The organism is Paenibacillus sp. FSL H8-0315, from assembly GCF_038005365.1.
In the GTDB taxonomy this organism is placed as follows: domain Bacteria; phylum Bacillota; class Bacilli; order Paenibacillales; family Paenibacillaceae; genus Paenibacillus_AQ; species Paenibacillus_AQ odorifer.
The window spans coordinates 5,040,472-5,058,915 of the sequence record NZ_JBBOTA010000001.1; the positions used below are offsets into that span (position 1 = coordinate 5,040,472).

Annotated in this window: 15 protein-coding genes; 11 read left to right on the forward strand and 4 right to left on the reverse strand. The window is 45.2% G+C overall.

Annotated features, from left to right (window positions below):
* Positions 1 to 197 precede the first annotated feature (197 nt).
* From MHB56_RS21945 to MHB56_RS21965, 5 genes are read left to right on the forward strand one after another with little or no spacing between them, the layout of a single operon-like run.
* Positions 198 to 1,568 carry an arabinan endo-1,5-alpha-L-arabinosidase gene (locus MHB56_RS21945; RefSeq protein ID WP_341144006.1) on the forward strand — a complete coding sequence of 457 codons (1,371 nt, stop codon included), beginning with the start codon at positions 198 to 200 and terminating at the stop codon, positions 1,566 to 1,568.
* On the forward strand, positions 1,565 to 3,040 hold the full coding sequence (locus MHB56_RS21950) for an alpha-N-arabinofuranosidase (RefSeq protein WP_076125169.1): 1,476 nt from the start codon (positions 1,565 to 1,567) through the stop codon (positions 3,038 to 3,040). The genes MHB56_RS21945 and MHB56_RS21950 overlap by 4 nt, the downstream gene beginning before the upstream one ends.
* Before the next feature lie 4 nt (positions 3,041 to 3,044).
* Complete coding sequence (locus tag MHB56_RS21955; RefSeq protein ID WP_076125168.1) at positions 3,045 to 3,317, forward strand: DUF6171 family protein; 273 nt, start codon at positions 3,045 to 3,047, stop codon at positions 3,315 to 3,317.
* A 31-nt stretch (positions 3,318 to 3,348) separates the two neighbouring features.
* Positions 3,349 to 4,626, forward strand: coding sequence for a glycoside hydrolase family 27 protein (locus tag MHB56_RS21960; RefSeq protein WP_339248756.1), 1,278 nt, complete (start codon positions 3,349 to 3,351; stop codon positions 4,624 to 4,626).
* A 12-nt stretch (positions 4,627 to 4,638) separates the two neighbouring features.
* Entirely contained in the window at positions 4,639 to 5,604 is a 966-nt protein-coding gene (locus tag MHB56_RS21965) for a glycoside hydrolase family 43 protein (RefSeq protein ID WP_076125166.1), read from the forward strand.
* Positions 5,605 to 5,685: 81 nt separating this feature from the next.
* Here MHB56_RS21965 and MHB56_RS21970 read toward each other — a convergent pair whose 3' ends face one another.
* Positions 5,686 to 6,213, reverse strand: a complete 528-nt coding sequence (locus MHB56_RS21970) for a hypothetical protein (RefSeq protein WP_076220854.1) — start codon at positions 6,211 to 6,213, stop codon at positions 5,686 to 5,688.
* Between the two features lie 235 nt (positions 6,214 to 6,448).
* Between MHB56_RS21970 and MHB56_RS21975 the strand changes: the two genes are divergently transcribed.
* The gene (locus MHB56_RS21975) at positions 6,449 to 9,124 is read left to right on the forward strand and encodes a YhgE/Pip domain-containing protein (protein WP_341144007.1); all 2,676 of its coding nucleotides are present in this window, start codon (positions 6,449 to 6,451) and stop codon (positions 9,122 to 9,124) included.
* Positions 9,125 to 9,206: 82 nt separating this feature from the next.
* Here the strand turns inward: MHB56_RS21975 and MHB56_RS21980 are convergent, their stop codons facing one another.
* Positions 9,207 to 10,181, reverse strand: a complete 975-nt coding sequence (locus tag MHB56_RS21980) for an aldo/keto reductase family protein (protein ID WP_076280513.1) — start codon at positions 10,179 to 10,181, stop codon at positions 9,207 to 9,209.
* A 66-nt stretch (positions 10,182 to 10,247) separates the two neighbouring features.
* Here MHB56_RS21980 and MHB56_RS21985 point away from each other — a divergent pair, with 66 nt between their 5' ends.
* Complete coding sequence (locus MHB56_RS21985; RefSeq protein WP_341144008.1) at positions 10,248 to 10,955, forward strand: SGNH/GDSL hydrolase family protein; 708 nt, start codon at positions 10,248 to 10,250, stop codon at positions 10,953 to 10,955.
* A 41-nt stretch (positions 10,956 to 10,996) separates the two neighbouring features.
* Here the strand turns inward: MHB56_RS21985 and MHB56_RS21990 are convergent, their stop codons facing one another.
* On the reverse strand, positions 10,997 to 11,767 hold the full coding sequence (locus MHB56_RS21990) for a DeoR/GlpR family DNA-binding transcription regulator (protein WP_076130709.1): 771 nt from the start codon (positions 11,765 to 11,767) through the stop codon (positions 10,997 to 10,999).
* A gap of 241 nt (positions 11,768 to 12,008) precedes the next feature.
* Here MHB56_RS21990 and MHB56_RS21995 point away from each other — a divergent pair, with 241 nt between their 5' ends.
* The 4 genes from MHB56_RS21995 to fucU are packed head-to-tail and all read left to right on the forward strand — an operon-like array spanning position 12,009 to position 16,361.
* The gene (locus MHB56_RS21995) at positions 12,009 to 13,775 is read left to right on the forward strand and encodes an L-fucose isomerase (protein WP_341144009.1); all 1,767 of its coding nucleotides are present in this window, start codon (positions 12,009 to 12,011) and stop codon (positions 13,773 to 13,775) included.
* A gap of 29 nt (positions 13,776 to 13,804) precedes the next feature.
* On the forward strand, positions 13,805 to 15,250 hold the full coding sequence (locus MHB56_RS22000; RefSeq protein ID WP_341144010.1) for a rhamnulokinase: 1,446 nt from the start codon (positions 13,805 to 13,807) through the stop codon (positions 15,248 to 15,250).
* A 20-nt stretch (positions 15,251 to 15,270) separates the two neighbouring features.
* Positions 15,271 to 15,921 carry a class II aldolase/adducin family protein gene (locus MHB56_RS22005; RefSeq protein ID WP_038569477.1) on the forward strand — a complete coding sequence of 217 codons (651 nt, stop codon included), beginning with the start codon at positions 15,271 to 15,273 and terminating at the stop codon, positions 15,919 to 15,921.
* Between the two features lie 11 nt (positions 15,922 to 15,932).
* Entirely contained in the window at positions 15,933 to 16,361 is a 429-nt protein-coding gene (fucU, locus tag MHB56_RS22010) for an L-fucose mutarotase (protein WP_076185289.1), read from the forward strand.
* Positions 16,362 to 16,436: 75 nt separating this feature from the next.
* Here the strand turns inward: fucU and MHB56_RS22015 are convergent, their stop codons facing one another.
* Complete coding sequence (locus MHB56_RS22015) at positions 16,437 to 18,428, reverse strand: beta-galactosidase (protein WP_341144011.1); 1,992 nt, start codon at positions 18,426 to 18,428, stop codon at positions 16,437 to 16,439.
* Between the last annotated feature and the right edge of the window lie 16 nt (positions 18,429 to 18,444).

Here is an 18,444-nt window from a genome sequence, read left to right on the forward strand (position 1 = left end):
AAGAAAAAGGCTGTTATTTCGCCCTAATTCATTTATTTCGAGTTTAATTTCATATAAATATAAAAAGGTTTATAGAAATATATTTACAAGGCTTTTTATATATGTTATTTTATATTGTAAGCGAATACATATTTTTTCATTTTAAATTTAATATTTATTGCTGTTCAATCTGTTGCTATTTCTGAGGTGATAATCTAATGGTAAAAAAAACAACAGATCTTGTCTTTCCAAGTTCCCCGGGGAACATGCCAATGTATGATCTATCAGTGATTGATATCGAGTCTTTATGGACGATTCACAACACACATGATCCAGGCATTATTAAAACAGATGAGGGTTACTATGTTTTTTCTACCGACATAAGAGTCGGAGGAGAATTACGTCCAGGCGTAATGGTTCGGAAATCACAGGATCTTATCCATTGGGAATGGGTTCATTATGCGCTGCCGGGAATTCCCCAAGTTGCGAAGGAATGGGCAGGGGCTACTAATTTATGGGCACCCGATGTGGTGAAATACGGTGAACAGTATCGAATGTATTACTCGGCCTCATCTTTCGGAAGTAGACAATCACTAATCGGACTTCAAACTTCAGCTTCTATTGAGGGACCTTGGACCGATGAAGGTGTAGTGATTCAGACGCGTGCTGAAGATTCACTGAATGCGATTGATGCCAATGTGCTTACGGATGCAGATGGGCGAATGTGGATGGTGTATGGTTCTTTTTTTGGTGGAATTCATATCATTGAGCTGAATGCGGAAACAGGCAAACCGAAGCAAGAAGGTATTGGTACGCTGATCGCTAAACGGGATAATACCATTAAAGATGGAGCAGTTGAAGGACCGTACATAGTGTATAACGAGCAATTCAAAAAATACTATTTGTTCGTCTCCTATGACTCCCTGTTTGAGGATTATAACGTTCGTGTCGCTCGTGCAGATACTATTACCGGCCCATATGTGGATTATAACGGACGAGATATGACTGATAGTGCGCATCAACCCCGATATGAGGTCGGCAATAAAATACTGGGTGGCTATCGCTTTGGACAAGATCCAGGTTGGATAGCTCCCGGCCATAACTCAGTTCTTCATGAGGATGGCAGCTATTATATAGTTCATCATGCACGTGGTGAAATCGATAAACATTGGTCCTATTTACAGGTTCGTCGAATTCTGTGGACAGAGGATGGTTGGCCTGTTGTATCTCCAGAACGGTATGCGGGTGAAGTGGAACAGGATATTCCAGAACAGCTAATCGCAGGACAGTGGGAATGGATTGTAATGGACCCCTCAGCGGATGGCCAGATTCAGTCTGCCGTCATAAGTCTATCCTCTGACTTTAAGCTGGAAGGTGCGAATGGAAAGGGAAGCTGGTCTTTTGATGGATGCAGAGTCCTGACCTTGGTCTGGAATGATGTTGTCGAGGGTGAAGGCCGGATAGAGAAGGTGCAATTGCTTCCGTCATGGGATTGGGAGAAAGAAACTCAGACCCTTGTATTTACTGGATTAAATGAAAATGGAATTTCCATCTGGGGTAAGCAAAAGAATGGAGAAGAGAATAGATGACTACGATCAAGCTACATGCAGGTAAAGGAATTAATAAGATCAGCAAATATCTATATGGTCATTTTGCTGAGCATTTGGGCAGATGTATCTATGACGGGATCTATGTGGGGGAAGATTCACCGATTCCGAACACCAAGGGCTTCCGCAATGACATCCTAGCAGCACTCAAAAAAGTTAATATTCCTGTCCTTCGTTGGCCGGGGGGCTGTTTTGCCGATGAGTATCATTGGAAGGATGGCGTTGGTCCAAAAGAAACCCGTAAGCGGATGGTGAATACGCACTGGGGCGGTGTCGTCGAGAATAATCATTTTGGGACGCATGAATTTTTTGAATTATGTGAGTTGCTGGATTGTGAACCGTATATCTGCGGGAATGTTGGCAGTGGCACTGTTCAGGAGATGTCGGAGTGGGTTGAATATATGACCTTTGAAGGCGAATCACCGATGGCGGACTGGCGTCGTGAAAATGGGCGTGAAGAGCCGTGGAAGTTGAAGTATTTTGGTGTAGGTAATGAGAACTGGGGCTGCGGCGGCAATATGCGTCCAGAATATTATGCAGATTTGTACAGACGTTACCAGACATATGTGCGCAATTATGGTGAAAATCAGATCTATAGAATCGCTGGTGGCGCCAACGTTGATGATTATAATTGGACGGAAGTGCTAATGCGCGAAGCTGGACGGTTTATGGATGGTCTCAGTCTTCATTCGTATACGATTCCTGGAAGCTGGGAAGAGAAACGTTACGCTTTAGGTTTTGATGAAGCCGAATGGTTTGAGACTATGCAAAAAACCTTGCATATGGATGAATTGATTACTAAACATTCAGCGGTTATGGATAAATATGACCCGGATAAGCGGGTTGGAATGATTATAGATGAGTGGGGAACCTGGTTCTTAAGTGAACCTGGTACGAATCCAGGGTTCCTGTATCAGCAGAATACACTCAGAGATGCATTGGTAGCAGGGGTAACGCTGAATATTTTCCAAAAGCATAGCAGTCGTGTGCAAATGGCGAATTTGGCTCAAGTGGTCAATGTACTGCAGGCTCTTATCCTGACGGAGGGCGACAAGATGATTCTAACGCCTACCTATCATGTATTTGAAATGTACAAAGAGCATCAGGATAATGAACTGCTTGAAGTTACTATTGAGAGCCCTGATTATACGTTTGGGGAGCTTACAATTCCACAGATTAGCGTTTCTGCATCTCGTGATACGAATGGCAAAGTATATGTTTCACTCTGTAACCTGAGCCATAAGGACAGCGCATCGCTAAGTATTGGTATTGAAGAGGTTAGCTTTAGCAAAGTGACAGGTCAGATTTTAACGCATTCCGTGCTGGGAGCGCACAATACATTTGAGGCACCGGATACAGTTACTCCAGTAGCTTTTGAGGGTGCGTCTTTATTAGGTGAAAAGCTGAGCTGTGAGCTTCCACCTGCTTCCGTGGTAGTCTTGACTCTGGAATAACATCATGTCAGAGAACCAAGAAAAAAACCGTCGCTGCAAAAGCTGTGATGAGAACATGAGAATAAGCCCAGAAAAATTGGAGCGTTTAATAGAAATAGCCACTAGAGAAAGACCTTTAGCACCGGAGGAGCAATATTTGCAGCGTATTGAACATTGCCGAGATTGCTCTGGCCTGCAATTTGGTAGCACTTGCCGTTATTGTGGCTGTCTTGTAGAGGTAAGAACAAGATTGCAGGACTCTACTTGCCCTTATCCCTTGGCACCTCGCTGGGAGTGAATACTAAGTTTTTGAAAAGGACGTGAAAATCATCAAACAAAATTTGTTAGCTGCTACGCCCCCGATGGGCTGGAATAGTTGGGATTGTTACGGGGCCAGTGTAAATGAAGAAGAAGTAAGAGGCAATGCAGAATATATGGCTACCCATTTGAAGGACTTTGGTTGGGAATATGTAGTTGTGGATATTCAGTGGTATGAGCCTGGAGCGAATTCTTCGCAGTACCGCAACTTTGTACCGCTGGTTATGGATGAGTACTCCAGACTTCAACCTGCTGAGAACCGGTTTCCTTCCGCAGCGGGAGGCAAAGGGTTTGCGCCACTCGCTGAATATGTACATGGATTGGGTTTGAAATTCGGCATACACATTATGCGCGGAATCCCGCGTCAGGCTGCTCATGCGGCCAGTGCCATTCTAGGATCTGAGCAAACCGCACGCGATGTGGCTCACCCAAATTCTATTTGTCCATGGAATACGGATATGTATGGAGTAGATGCTTCAAAAGAAGGTAGTCAGGCGTATTATGACTCGCTGTTCCAGTTGTATGCCAGTTGGGGTGTGGATTATGTGAAAGTGGATGATATTGCCGCTTCACGCATTTATGGATATCACAAAGAAGAAGTTGCTATGATCCGTAAGGCTATTGACCGCAGTGGTCGCGAGATGGTGCTCAGTCTTTCGCCTGGACCTGCTCCAGTGGAAGAGGCTGAACACTTAGCCGGACACGCTAACCTTTGGAGAATGACCGATGATTACTGGGATCATTGGCATTTGCTGCGCGGGATGTTTGAGCGCTGTGAGAAATGGGCTCCTTATGTGCAGCCGGGCCATTGGCCGGATTGTGACATGCTTCCGTTAGGTCATCTGGGCATTCGTTCTGTAGATGGCGGGGGAGACCGGTTCACGCGGTTTACTCATGACGAGCAGGTCACCATGATGACACTATGGAGTATTTTCCGCTCCCCGTTAATGTTTGGAGGAGAACTTCGGGACAATGATGATTGGACATTATCTTTATTGACCAATAAGGAAGTGCTTCATCTGCATCGTTATGGTAAAGGCGGCAGACAGGTGGCGCTAAATGAGGAGCATGCGATCTGGACATCTGAGGATGAACAAGGTAACCATTATGTAGCTTTGTTTAATCTTAGCGATGAAGCTTTAACGCTTCAGGTGTCGTTCGAGCAGCTTAAGGTTTCAATTCCTAGTACTATACGTGATCTATGGCAAAGCCGCGATTTGGAAGTGGTTAACGAAGGTATTTCTCAAACTCTTCCACAGCATGGTTCTGTATTGTTAAAGTTTAAATAGAGGAGAGAGATTATGAATACGAGTGTAGAATATAAAAATCCATTGGTGGAGCAACGTGCTGATCCATGGGTATATAAACATACAGATGGTTATTACTACTTTATTGCTTCTGTCCCAGAATACGACCGGATCGAAGTACGGAGAGCAACAACAATCGAGGGATTGGCTGCTGCAGAACCGGTTGTAGCTTGGCGTAAATATGAGACGGGTCCGCTTAGTGCAAACATTTGGGCACCAGAGCTCCATTATATTGACGGGAAATGGTACATTTATTTCGCGGCGGCGCGTACTACGGAGACGAAGGATGGATTATTCGATCACCGTATGTTTGCTCTTGAGAATGAATCTGCCAATCCTTTAGAAGGAACATGGGTAGAAAAAGGCCAGGTAAAAACCGCTTGGGAATCCTTTGCATTGGATGCAACCACCTTTCAACACAAAGGAAAATTGTATTATGTATGGGCACAGAAGGATCTGAATATTGAGGGGAATTCTAACCTGTATATCTCGGAAATGAGTAATCCATGGACGCTAACCGGTCCTCAGACCATGATTGCTACTCCTGAATATGACTGGGAGATTATTGGGTACAAGGTAAACGAAGGAGCTGCAGTGCTTAAACGTAACGGCCGTATCTTTATCAGCTTCTCGGCTAGCGCTACGGACTTCAATTACTGCATGGGACTTTTGGTTGCAGATGAGGACAGCGACCTGCTGGATGCCACTTCATGGACCAAACTGCCGGAACCGGTATTCCAGACCAATGAAGAGAATGGACAATATGGACCGGGTCATAACAGCTTTACTGTAAATGAAAATGGGGAAGATGTACTCATCTACCACTGCCGCAATTATAAAGAAATTACCGGCGATCCGCTGTACGATCCGAACCGTCATACTCGTGCTCAAGTCTTCCATTGGAATGAAGATGGTACGCCGAATTTTGGGGTTCCCGTTAAGGATGCAGCTAAACAATAATTTGTTAAGGAAATAAAAAAAGAGGGTTACTTATAAGCCATTTACATGGCTGCTGAGTAACCCTCTTTCTTATGTTGCACCTTAAGGTATATATTGTTGAACGATAGAAGTAATTACGCCGTCCTGAATGGTGATGTGATACGGGAACTGGCTCAAGTCGATGACATCCGTTTTATTAAATTGATCCATAAATTGCTGTAAGGTGATGGACTCATTCCAGTTGATATCCAAGTCATCCATATTGCCAGTGTGATCAAAAATTTGCATCGTCACTGTGGCGTTATCCGCAATCGGATAAGTTGTCAGAGTATCAACATCATTTACAATATAATAACTGTCTGGAGCTCCGCCTATTTCTGCTGCAGCTTCTGGATCTCTTTCAGCAAAGATTCGATCGGCATCAGCACCCTGATACCAGTTTATTTCATCGGTCGTACCGGAGAGCTTGCCATGGTCGGATTCAATAGTATGAAAGTAAACTGTTTGATGCTGGGTCTTGTCACTATCTTGCGCATCTACCCGTGTTCCAATGGTACTTGCAGAAGTAATGAGGGAAAGAAACAACAGAACAACAACCGGTAACACATACGCTGACTTTTTCTTAAACATTATTAATCTCCCCCTTGAGATATGTAAGACGTTGTATAGAACTTATTACCCGCTCTGTTTTTTCTTAAACGGGTTTATATTACTCTTTACGTGAGAAGAGCAGTTTTTGTTGCATTTTTTTAAAAGTTTTTTTAAAAAGCAATGAGAAGTCATGAGTTTCCTAAAATGAATAGTAAAAGCTTGTCTCCTCGGGCATATTAAAATATCAAAACATGCAGATTAGGGGGAGCAGCGAATGGGCGGAATACTACGGATTTATAGGAACGATTGGCGTAATTTATTCAGAGTTCCTGTGGCCGTATTGCTGGTTGCCGCTTTGGTGGTATTGCCCTCCGTGTATGATTGGGTGAACGTTGCGTCAGTATGGGATCCTTATAGCAATACTTCTGGCATTAAAATTGCTGTTACCAGCTTAGATGAAGGTACTAAGGTGCAGGAGAAGGATTTTAATATCGGCAATGAGGTCATGGAAAGTCTTCGGAGCAATAAAAACTTGGGCTGGACCTTTGTAGATGCAGAGACTGCACATAATGGTGTCAAACGCGGAGACTACTATGCCAGTATTGTTATCCCTGCTAATTTCTCCAAACGAATGACTGGAATTCTTGAAGGAACGATTGTGAAACCAGAGATCGAATATACCGTCAATGAGAAAATAAATGCGATTGCTCCTAAAATCACGGATAAGGGCGCCACTTCAATCACCACACAGATCAGTGAGAATTTCACGGAAACGATTAGTGAGACGGTATTTACTGTTTTAAGTCAAATCGATAAGGAATTTCAATCTGAATTGCCCATTATACGCAAGGTAGAAAAAGGATTGTTTAAATTAGAGGCGAGCCTGCCAGAAATTGAAACCGCAGGTAAACGAGTATTAAAAATTCAGGAAAATTGGCCGCAGATTCATGCCTCAGCAGAGCGTATTTCCACATTGGAGAATAAGCTGCCAGAGGTGGAAAAAGCGGGTGAGGCTTTAGAGAAAATTGCTGAGCATTGGCCGCAAATCGCGAGTACCTTAGATCATTTAGGGCGGCTACAGGACAAGCTGCTCAAGATTGAAGAAGCGGCACAGCTAATCGTTCAACTTGATAACCATTATGGTGAAGTTGAACAGATCATGGCTCAGGCCTCGCAAGGTCTTACGGAAGCGCATAAAATCGTTAATGCTGCCTTAACAGCACTACCTGAAGCAGAAAAGATTGCCACTGCCGGAAATGATTTTGTTCTGGAGCTTCAACAATTTTTGGAGAAGAGCAGTGCTGCATTTGAAGCTGTTCCAGCAGCTGTCAAACAGAATCTTAATCTCCTACAGCAAACGGAGAGCTCAGTGGTCAAGCTTGCTGAACAGTTAAAGGGAGAGGATAACGAGCCACAAGCTGTACGTGAGCAGTTGGAGGTACTCTCAGCACAGTTGGCTGCAGGAAGCAGCGTGATTGAACACACACTTTCTATGTTAAATGCATTGAACACATTTTCACCTGAAACAGTGTCTATTGCTGATCTTGCGGCATTGAAAGGTGTAGACAGTGTTTTGAACAGTCAGAAGTCCTTGGTAAATGCTATGACGGCTGACCTTCAGAATAAGGATAACGCTGATTCCAGTGCAATTAACCAATTGTTCCTAAAGTCTGGTCTTGGGAAGCTGGCGATTGCGAAGCTTATCTCAGGATATGATTCGTCGACTATCCCTGCCATAAAAAATACACTGGAGCAAATAACTTCGGCGGCAGATGTCACAGCCACCGCATTGCAGCAAATGCCAGATCGTTTACCCGCGCTGGGTACTCTACTGGAAGAGACAATGTCGGCGATTGAGTTCGGGCAGACAAGCTTAGCTAGTCTGCAGCAGGATTTGCCAGCTATACGCGAAGCGGTCCACACAGCAGCCAGTGGGGTTGCCGATCAGACCCAGGGCTTTGGTGCTTTCATCCGAGATACACTTCCGCTATTGGAGAGCAGCTTACCTACTGCAGGGGAAAAGATACAGCAAGCTGCGAATTTCGTGCGTCAGGATCTGCCTACTGTAGAAGAGCGGGTTCATCAGGTCTCGGATCTGATTCGTACAGGACTCCCCCGTGCAGATAAAGGAGTGGCGCTTGCCGCAGATTTGGTGAGAAATGATCTTCCAGTACTGGAAGACTCGATTCGAAAAGCCGCCTCCACGATCCGCCAAATTAAAGAAGAGATTGATCTGGGGGAAATTGCGCAACTGCTCGGAGGAGATATTAAGAGCAAAAGTGATTTTTTGGCCAATCCGGTAGTGTTAAAAGAGAATAAGCTATATCCCATTCCGAATTACGGCTCAGCAATGACTCCTTTTTATGTCGTACTTTCCTTATGGGTCGGAGGCACACTGCTTGTCTCTCTTCTCCGCACAGGTGTGGATACGGGGGGGCTAACGTACAAAAGATATCAATTGTATTTTGGCCGCCTGCTGACCTTCCTTACGGTGGGGATTCTTCAGGGGCTGGTGGCTGTCCTTGGCAACATTTTTATTTTGCACTGTTATGTGGTGAATAAGGTGTGGTTTGTACTTTTTGGAGTGTTAATCAGCATCGTGTTCGTAACCATTGTATTTACGCTTGTCGCTGTATTTGGCAACCTGGGAAAAGGAATAGCAATCGTGTTCATGGTGCTTCAATTCTCTAGCTCCGGCGGTACATTTCCGATTAGTACGACTGGGCGTTTTTTTCAAATATTAAATCCGTATATGCCGTTTACCTATGCAATTAGTCTGATGCGGGAGGCGGTAGGGGGAATTCTGCCGGAAGTGGCGATTCGTGATGTGATTTATTTGATTATCTTCGGTGTGCTGGCACTCTTGCTGGCATTACTCCTCAAGAAACCACTGGAGCCTTTTATCCATAAGGCTTCTGAACAAGCCGAAGAGTCTAAATTGATTTCTTAAAGAAAAAGAGGATGTGCCTAAGCCATGGTGATGGCTTTTGGCACAACCTCTTTTGTGTACTATATGGCAAGTGTGCAATAGGTTATCTTGCAGGAGCAAAATCAGCTACCGGCTTAAGAATCTCCTCGATTTGCTGCAAAGTATCTGCGGAGAGTACCGTATCTACAGCTTTGGCATTTTCTGCAACTTGCTCTGGTTTACTGGCACCAATTAATGCTGAACTTACACCAGGCTGGCGTAGAATCCATGCCAATGCCAATTGCGAAAGCTTCAGGTCTAAACTGTGAGCGAGTTCATCCAGCTGTCCAACCACAGACAACACATCATCACGGAGGTAGCTGGAGATCACACCATTAACTGAATTATCCGCTGCACGGGTTCCTGCTGGAGGTTGTTGCCCCGGTTTATATTTGCCAGTCAGAATTCCTTGCGCTAGAGGAGAGAAGACCACTTGGCCCAGCCCTTCACGCTGGGATACTTCAAGGACCTCGTCTTCAATATAACGTTCGAACATATTATAGATAGGTTGATTCGAGATCAGTGGACGCAGATTCAGTCTGCGGCTGATACCAGCAGCATTGGAGATTTGGGCTGCGCTCCATTCGCTAACAGCGGAGTAGAGAATCTTACCTTGAGCCGTCAGATCATCCAGCGCGCGTAGAGTCTCCTCTACAGGGGTCTCTGTATCAAAGCGATGACAAAAATATACATCAATATAATCGGTGCCTAAGCGGCGGAGGCTGGCTTCACATTGCTCCATAATATGCTTCCGGGACAAACCACGGTTATTAACATCGTCTCCCATGGGGAAAAAGACCTTTGTACTTAGCACATAAGATGATCTTTCATAGGAGCGTAGAGCAGCACCCATCGCTTTTTCGCCTTCACCACGGTTATATGCATTAGCCGTATCAAAGAAATTGATACCGCATTCAAAAGCTTTGCTGATACAAGCATCGGCTGCCTTTTGCTCTGCTGCTGTTCCATATGTAAGCCAACTGCCTAGTCCGATCTCACTGATTTTGAGCCCTGAATTGCCTAGTCTTCTATATTTCATTTTTCTCTTTCCTCCTTGTATTCTATATGATAACTTTACTTGTATTATAGGAGACATTCAAGTTGAATGATTAATATACTAGTAATCAAGGAGATGAAAGATTCAATGACTAATCCAGCTACTAAAAAATCAAAAGTGATCTTATTTCAGGGTGACTCCATTACGGATGGGAATCGGGGTCGTGATGAAGACCCGAATCATATTCTTGGACATAGCTATGCGTATATCATCGGTGGCAAGCTAGGGAATGAGCGGGCAGAAGAGAATCTGGTATTCTATAACCGCGGAGTGAGTGGAGATCGAATCTCCGATTTATATGCACGCTGGAATGAAGATGCAATTAGCTTGCAGCCTGACATCATTAGTATATTGATTGGGGTTAACGATATTTGGAGAATGATGAAAGGGGAACCAAGTGGAGTTACGGACCGTTTTGAACGCGCTTACCGTCACGTACTTGAAGAAACACGTGAAGTTCTGCCACATACGAAGCTGGTTTTATGTGAGCCTTTTATTTTAAATACCGGAGCTCCAGCTGAACAGTGGGCAGAATGGGAAGCGAAGATTACACATTATCAGGGAGTGGTTAAGCAGCTGTCTGAGCAATTTGATACGGTCTATGTACCTTTACAGGATGCTTTCAATGCAGCTGTGGAGAGAGCAGAAGCAACCTACTGGCTGTGGGATGGTGTTCATCCGACGACTGCCGGGCATGATCTGATTGCTGGGGAATGGCTGAAGGTCGTCTTGGAAAGTGGTCTTTTAAACAACTAAGTTATAAAGTTATTATCTCTCTTTATCTATGCACCTGCTGATCACTCAGCGGGCGCATAGATAAGAGATACATGGTAATTATTTAAGAAATCGGTCCATTCCTCAGAAGGCTTCTGATCTGTAACAATATAATCCACTCTATCAAAGCTGAACAACTTAATGAACGCAGTCCGGTCAAATTTGGAGTGATCTACGAGCAGAACCACTTTATTTGCCTGCTGCTGCATAAGCACCTTCAGTTCACTTTCTTCTTCATTTGAATCACTTAGCCCGCCTGTCATGGACAATGCTTTACAGCTGAATATAGCTACATCCACATTATATTTTCGAATCGTCTGTGAAGCGGTATTTCCAACAAAGGAGCTGGTCTCGGGACCTAAAATTCCACCTGTGGAAATCAGCTTTTGACCGGAGTGTTGAAATTCGGATAATACCACCAGAGAGTTCGTAATAATTGTCAGATTGTTTTTCTCCTCAATAATTCTACGCAAGGCTTCAAACACCGTTGAGCTCGTATCTGTCACCAAGCTGTCTCCATCATTGATTAATTGCAGTACATTATCGGCTATGATTCGCTTCGCTTCAATATTGACCTGATGTCTGCTGATGTAGGAAGGATCTTCATTGGTATGGGCGTTGAGAATGGCCCCACCATAATTTTTTTTGGCAAGACCTTCTTTGTCCAGTTTATCTAGATCCCGCCGAATGGTCTCTTCCGAGACGTTGAATTTTTGCGCTAGCTCTGCGACATGGACCTTCTTCTGTCTGTAAAGCTCTTTAATAATTAGATCCCGTCGTTCAAATGCTTTCATTCGTTCACTCACCTTTATATATAAATCGTCTGCTTTCTAGTGTACTACATTGTTGTTTAAATCTAAAAATAATTACATATTCACATAAAACCACAATATATAATAATTATATCACATAAAACCACACTTTTGTTTAGGCAATATGTTGTTTTGTGTTGACTAAAGCGCTTGCAGATTTTATGATGAAGGAGAAATAGATCTATTAACGATGACTCTAAGATGATCTTGAGGAGGAACGGCATTGATAGAAAACTATCCGAAAATTGGTATCCGTCCAACCATTGATGGCAGAAGAAGAGGCGTTCGTGAATCACTGGAAGAGCAAACGATGGGTATGGCTCAGCGGGTGGCTAAGTTTATTGAAGCGAATTTAAGGTATCCGAATGGGAGTCCTGTAGAGTGCATCATCGCCGATTCTACGATCGGTGGAGTTAAAGAAGCTGCTGCTGCGGCTCAGAAATTCTCCGGGGATAACGTAGGGGTGTCGATCACCGTGACGCCTTGCTGGTGTTATGGCTCAGAGACAATGGATATGGATACATCCATTCCGCATGCCGTGTGGGGATTTAACGGAACGGAACGGCCGGGTGCTGTGTATCTAGCTGCTGTTCTCTCGGCGTATGCTCAAAAGGGAATTCCTGCGTTTGGTATCTATGGTGAAGATGTTCAAGAGTCTAGCAGTGAAGAGATTCCAGCGGATGTGCAGTCTAAATTGCTGCAGTTTGCTAGAGCAGGCTTAGCAGTTGCTCAAATGAAGGGGAAATCATATTTATCTATGGGTTCTGTTTCGATGGGGATTGCGGGTTCCATTGTGAATGAACAGTTTTTCCAAGAGTATCTGGGCATGCGCAATGAATATATAGATATGTCTGAATATGTCCGGCGCTTTGAAGAAGAGATTTATGATAAAGAGGAATTTAAGCGGGCGCTAGCGTGGACTAAAGAAAACTGCCAAGTTGGCGCCGATAATAATCCGCCGCATCTGCAAATCAGTGCAGAAGAGAAAGAGAAGCAGTGGGAGACCTGTGTGAAAATGACATTGATCGCCCGCGACCTGATGATCGGCAATCCGGTTCTCGCTGAGCTTGGTTTTGAGGAGGAAGCTAACGGCCACAATGCAATTGTTGGCGGTTTCCAAGGCCAGAGACAATGGACGGACCATTTCCCTAACGGCGATTTCATGGAGACGATGTTGAATTCTTCTTTTGACTGGAACGGCAAACGTGCACCTTATCTCGTAGCGACAGAGAATGACAGCTTGAATGGGGTAACGATGCTGTTCAATTATTTGCTTACGAATACAGCACAAATCTTTGCGGATGTCCGAACCTTCTGGAGTCCCGATGCTGTGAAGCGAGTGACGGGTCATCAATTGGAGGGAGAAGCAGCTCACGGAATACTGCATCTGATCAACTCTGGTTCGGCAGCGCTTGATGGTACAGGTGAGCAAAGGATAGAGGGTAAGCCTGCAATCAAACCTTTTTGGGAGATTACAGACGAAGAGGCTGAGGCTTGTCTAAGCAATACACAATTCCGGCCAGCTTCTCAAGAATATTTCCGGGGAGGCGGCTTCTCTACCGATTATTTAACCCAAGGCGGAATGCCGGTTACTATGGCTCGTTTGAACCTGGTGAAGGGGCTTGGACCTGTTCTTCAGCTTGTTGAAGGTTACACCGTAGAGCTGCCTGAAGAGGTTCATCATACTTTGGATCAAAGAACAGATCCGACATGGCCGACGACCTGGTTCGCTCCTAAGCTAACTAACAGTGGTTCATTCCAATCGGTATATGATGTCATGAATAATTGGGGCGCGAATCATGGGGCGATCAGTTATGGCCATATCGGGGCGGATCTGATTACGCTGGCGTCGATTTTACGCATTCCAGTAAGTATGCATAACGTTGAGGAATCACATATTTTCAGACCACGGGTGTGGTCGTTATTTGGGACGGAGAATCTGGAAGGAGCAGATTACAGAGCCTGTCAGAATTTCGGACCGCTATATTAAAATCTTCTTGTGGAGCAGGTGTGCTTGAAATGGGTGATACGATTAAGCTTCTGGCTATGGATCTTGGCGCCAGTTCCGGAAGAGTGATGTTGGGATTGTATGACGGTAACACCCTTCGCATAGAAGAAATTCATCGGTTTGCTAATACGCCGGTGTATGTTGGCGGGCATTTGTATTGGGATGTTTTGAAGCTCTTCCACGAAATGAAAAAAGGAATCCAGAGAGCTTATAGGGCGCATGGAAAATTGAGGTCTCTAAGCGTGGATACGTGGGGAGTCGATTACGGTTTTATTGATAAAAGAGGGATGTTGCTCTATTCCCCCCATCATTATAGGGATAGGAGAATGGGAAGCCATCGTCTAGGGTTGGAGGCGCTGCTTCCACCAAGGGAGCAATTTAGCATTACAGGTATTCAACCGAGCTTGATTAATACGGTTTATCAGCTGTTTGCTGATTTTCAGGATAACGATTCTCTGCTAGAGGTTGCAGATACTATTTTAATGATGCCAGACCTGTTCCACTATTTATTCTCTGGTATCACGGCAGCAGAAAGCACGATTTGGAGTACAAGTGGCTTAATGGACGCTGTATCTGGTGAAGTCTCCACTGAAGTATTCAGCAGGCTTAATATCCCGGTTGGTCTAGTGCCACAACGGGTTCAAGCGGGAACGGTTATTGGTTCTATCCTTCCGGTAATTCAAGAGGAGCTTAGCGTAGGTTCAATGGAGGTAATTTCGGGTGCTTCTCATGATACGGCTTCAGCAGTAGCTTCTATTCCTTATTCTCTAAAGGAAGATGCAGCATTTATTAGCTGTGGTACATGGTCGTTAGTGGGCATGGAGACGCCTAAAGCTGTCATTACAGAGAAAAGCTATGAATACGGATTCACAAATGAGCAGTGTTACGGCCAATCTAATCGTTTGCTCAAAAATATAACGGGACTATGGATTTTGCAGGAGCTGCAAAGGAATTGGGCCGAAGCGGGAAAATACGTCAGCCAAGGCCAAATGGTTGAGCTAGCCGAAACCATAAATCATGCTCCAGCAATTATTGATCCGAATGACGAGCTGTTCAGTACACCCGGTGTGATGACCCAACGGATTAGAGAATATTGCGAACGAACAGGCCAGCAAGCCCCTTATACGAAAGCTGAGATTATACGCGTCATACTTGAGAGCTTAGCAGAGTCCTATCGCCATACGATTGACGAAATGGAAGAGATCACCGGCAAAAAAATCAATATCATTCATATGGTCGGTGGTGGGATTCAGAATGAACTGCTCTGTCAGCTTACCGCTAATATTACGGGGAGAAAAGTTGTAGCGGGGCCTGTGGAAGCCAGTGCAATTGGCAATATAATTATTCAACTGGCTGCCCTAGGGGAACTGGAAATCTCCGGGGGCAAGCAGGTAGTGGAAAGATCTTTTGCCTTTAAGACATATCTGCCTTCTTTGGTGAAGGTTTGTGAAAAATAGGATACGAGGAGAGAAACCCTATGGATACCTTAGAACAAAAATTACGTTTGCAGATTTGTGATATCGGGAGAAACCTGTTTAATAAAGATTTTATTGCGGCTAATGATGGGAATATTTCTGCTCGCTTATCAGAGAATGTAATTCTGACTACCCCCAGAGCGGTGAGTAAGGGATATTTAGAGCCTCATATGCTTGTAAAAGTGAATCTGCAAGGTGAAGTCCTTGAAGCAGCTGAAGGCTACAGACCCTCAACTGAAGCAAAAATGCATCTAAGAATTTATAATGAGCTGCCAGAGATGAAGGGTGTGGTCCATGCACATCCCCCGTATGCTACTGCATTTGCCATAAAAGGTGAGGCGCTCGACAAGATGATGATGCCAGAGTCGGTGATTATGATCGGAGATATTCCGTTGGCGGAATATGGAACACCATCGACGGAAGAAATTCCAGATTCACTGATGCCTTTCCTGGGCAAAAAAACTGCGGTTCTGCTAGAGAATCACGGAGCCCTTACTTGGGGAGAAGATGTTATGGAAGCATATCTGAATATGGAGCGGCTTGAGTATACCGCCAAGCTCACCTTCATTACCCGGATGATTGGCGGGGAGAGAGAATTGCCGCAGCATCGGATTGATGAGCTGGTAGCGTTGCGATCATTTTATGGGAAGTAAAGAGGTGCCTTATGTTAAAAGGAATTCCTAAGCTGCTGTCCCCGGAGCTGGTACGCATTCTGATGGAGATGGGTCATGGGGATGAGCTTGTATTGGCTGATGCGAATTATCCCGGACATTCGTTGAATCCGAGGGTACTGAGATATGATGGCATCGGTATTCCTGAACTGCTGGATGCCATCTTAGAGTTGTTACCTCTGGATCATTACGCAGAGCAACAGGTGGCTTTTATGGCAGTGGTTGCAGGAGATCCAACTGTGCCGGTCATTTGGACCACATACGAGACTATCATCGCCAAACATGATGCTGAAGCCACGATTAAACAGGAGGAACGTTTTGATTTCTATAACCGTTCTAAGCAAAGTTATGCAGTGATAGTTACAGGTGAGGAAGCGTTGTATGGGAACGTTATTCTTAAAAAAGGCGTTATAAAAAGTTGAAATAACGGAAATGAGGCCGCTAACCGCTTGGGTGACCAAGGAGTTAGCGGCTTTTTATGCTGCAAGGATAAGTATTTATAACCGGATTACTCGGTACTCATATGCACCAAGGGAGAGGGGGCCGCAGGCCACGGATTTGCCTGAGAGAACATCATGTCCGTCCCGCGGGAGTGTGAGACTTCCCCCGTGTCCATCCATATTTACAAGGGTCCAGACTTCGGCAGCCTGGTCATCGCTTCTAGGGCAGACAAGGGTTCCCTTAGTGACATCACTGCGTAGGGTAACACCAGCACGTTCTGCATAATGATCAATGAGTTTATATAACATTAGGTCGCCTTCTTCACCGGCAGGCATTGAACCCAGCATAACAATAGTGCCTTGTCCGTAAGGCTGCTCCGTCAGGAAGGACAACCCCGGCGTCACCCCCTCCGTAATCATTCCGATACTGGAAACGGACTCTGAAACGGGTTCAAAAACAGAACTCCACAAGGACAAGGGAGCAGATACCCCAAAAGCGTGTCCAATCGTGCCTGTTGATTCCAGCGGATAGGTAAACTTAGTTTTGACGCCTGCTAACCGCTCCAATTCCCCAAGTCCGGCATTCGTATGAAGGGTATGCTCCTTCGTTCGTCCTCCGGTAAGAGGACCGACAATCCAAATCCCGCCAGCTGCTGTGAAGGCCAGGGCACTTTGCACATACTCGGGGGACAAATAATGTACGAATGGAGTGAATAACAGCTTGTATCCGGTTAAGTCTCCGCCTTCGGGCAGCAGATCCCTGTGAATGCCCATATGAAGAATTCTTTTGTAGAAATCGCCCAGCAGACTACGATAATTTAGCTTCCGATGAGGTTCAGTTGCGAGATAAGCTTTGGTTCTGTCCGAATAGGTAATCGCAACATCTGCCCGAAGGGGCCGGGTGGAGAGCATAATTTGTTCAATTTCCCGCCGTGCTTGATTGGCCTCCAGCACATTAACGTACCCTAGAGCTGGTTCTCCCCAGGCACTAAGGATCGAGCTATGCGTTTGTTCACTTCCGGAAGTATGCTGGCGCCAGAGCCAATAGCAAAATGCACCTGCACCCAGCGCATAGGCGGCAACTGCCTCTGCTTTCAGATATCCATTCGGATGGGGCACACCAAAACTCACTAGAGATGCGGCAAACGAGGGTCCGGTCTCCATTATCCAGAAATCTTTTCCCGGCTTGAAATTTCGCCACAGATCACAGTTAAGCAGATAAGCATGCATATTTTCCTGTGAGGCATAGGTGTCGTAGGCAGCAAAGTCGAGATTTTGAAATAGCCGCTCATTATCTAGATGAAAAGCGACACTGCTGTTGTGGGTAATTGGCGCAGTGGAGTGGCGGCGGATAATATCAGCCTGCTCATCGGCGAATTCAGCGATCTTTTCCATTGAAAATAAGCGGTACATCGTCCGCAGGGATGAATTGTGGAGGAAAGGTGCGGGTCCTGGCTGTGGCACCTGATCAAAACGTTGATAAGTTTGGCTCCAGACGGCTGTTCCCCATACCTCATTCAACCTTTCAATGGAGCTGTAGCGCTGCTGCAACCAGATATGCCATAAGTCTTTACAGGTCTCACACATACACTCCGCCACATGCGCTTTGAATTCGTTATCAAGCTGCCAGGCGGTTAACCCCGGCAGTGCTCCGGTCTCCTTGGCAATATGCTCCGTAATAATGGCTGCCCGCTCACGAAAATAAGGATTGTTCGTACAGATATGCTGCCGTGCTCCATGTCCCATTACCGTTCCGCTTTCATCCACATAACAGCGCTCAGGATGTCCATGAGTAAGCCAGATGGGGGGTGTCGGTGTCGGCGTACACATTACTGTGTCAATTCCGTTTCTATGTAACCTTTCGATATATTTCACGACGGGGCCGATATCAATCTTATCTTCTTCTGGCTCCAAAGCAGACCAAATGAATTCTCCGATTCGTACGATATTAATCCCCGTTTCTTTCATTAGAAGGATGTCCTGCTTAAGCACCTCTTCACTCCATAGCTCGGGATACCAAGCAGCACCGTAGTATAGCTTGTTCTTCAATTCAGTTCCTCCTTTA

Coding starts and splice junctions, on each gene's coding strand:
- MHB56_RS21945 (WP_341144006.1), top strand. CDS start 198: ATGGTAAAAAAAACAACAGATCTTGTCTTTCCAAGTTCCCCGGGGAAC.
- MHB56_RS21950 (WP_076125169.1), top strand. CDS start 1,565: ATGACTACGATCAAGCTACATGCAGGTAAAGGAATTAATAAGATCAGC.
- MHB56_RS21955 (WP_076125168.1), top strand. CDS start 3,045: ATGTCAGAGAACCAAGAAAAAAACCGTCGCTGCAAAAGCTGTGATGAG.
- MHB56_RS21965 (WP_076125166.1), top strand. CDS start 4,639: ATGAATACGAGTGTAGAATATAAAAATCCATTGGTGGAGCAACGTGCT.
- MHB56_RS21970 (WP_076220854.1), bottom strand. CDS start 6,213: ATGTTTAAGAAAAAGTCAGCGTATGTGTTACCGGTTGTTGTTCTGTTG.
- MHB56_RS21975 (WP_341144007.1), top strand. CDS start 6,449: ATGGGCGGAATACTACGGATTTATAGGAACGATTGGCGTAATTTATTC.
- MHB56_RS21980 (WP_076280513.1), bottom strand. CDS start 10,181: ATGAAATATAGAAGACTAGGCAATTCAGGGCTCAAAATCAGTGAGATC.
- MHB56_RS21985 (WP_341144008.1), top strand. CDS start 10,248: ATGATTAATATACTAGTAATCAAGGAGATGAAAGATTCAATGACTAAT.
- MHB56_RS21990 (WP_076130709.1), bottom strand. CDS start 11,767: ATGAAAGCATTTGAACGACGGGATCTAATTATTAAAGAGCTTTACAGA.
- MHB56_RS22000 (WP_341144010.1), top strand. CDS start 13,805: ATGGGTGATACGATTAAGCTTCTGGCTATGGATCTTGGCGCCAGTTCC.
- MHB56_RS22005 (WP_038569477.1), top strand. CDS start 15,271: ATGGATACCTTAGAACAAAAATTACGTTTGCAGATTTGTGATATCGGG.
- fucU (WP_076185289.1), top strand. CDS start 15,933: ATGTTAAAAGGAATTCCTAAGCTGCTGTCCCCGGAGCTGGTACGCATT.